At 69.7% G+C, this 545-nt stretch carries 1 protein-coding gene; it reads left to right on the top strand.

Features of this window, described 5'->3' with window-relative positions; genetic code table 11:
• The coding region (locus tag ABD810_RS40815; RefSeq protein ID WP_344953957.1) for a phospholipid carrier-dependent glycosyltransferase at positions 1-545 on the top strand (545 nt) is incomplete at both ends.

Consider the following 545-nt stretch of genomic DNA (forward strand, 5'->3'; position numbering starts at 1 on the left):
GTTCGGGTGGCGGTTCGCGGCGGCGGTGATCGGGATGATCTCGATCTTCGTGCTGGCGCGGGTGGCGCGGCGGATGACGCGCTCGACGTTGCTGGGCTGTATGGCGGGTCTGCTGCTGGCGTTGGACGGGTTGCATTTCGTGTTGAGCCGTACCGCGCTGCTGGACATCTTCTTGATGTTCTGGGTGCTGGCGGGGTTCGGGTGCCTGGTGGTCGATCGTGATCGGGCGCGGGAGCGGCTGGCGGGGTGGTACGAGGGGTCGCGGCTGACCGGGACGGGTCCGTGGCTGGGGATGCGTCCCTGGCGGATCGGTGCGGGGTTGTGCCTGGGCGCGGCGTGTGCCACCAAGTGGAGCGGGGTGTTCTTCCTGGTGGCGTTCGCGGTGATGAGCCTGGTGTGGGACGCCGGAGCGCGGCGGGCGATCGGGGTACGCCGGCCCTACACCGGCACGCTGACCCATGACGTGCCGACCAGCCTGGTGGCCATGGCCCTGGTACCGGCGGTGGCGTACATGACCACCTGGACCGGGTGGTTCGCCACCCAGT

The sequence above is a fragment of the Sphaerisporangium flaviroseum genome (assembly GCF_039537005.1).
Lineage (GTDB): Bacteria > Actinomycetota > Actinomycetes > Streptosporangiales > Streptosporangiaceae > Sphaerisporangium > Sphaerisporangium flaviroseum.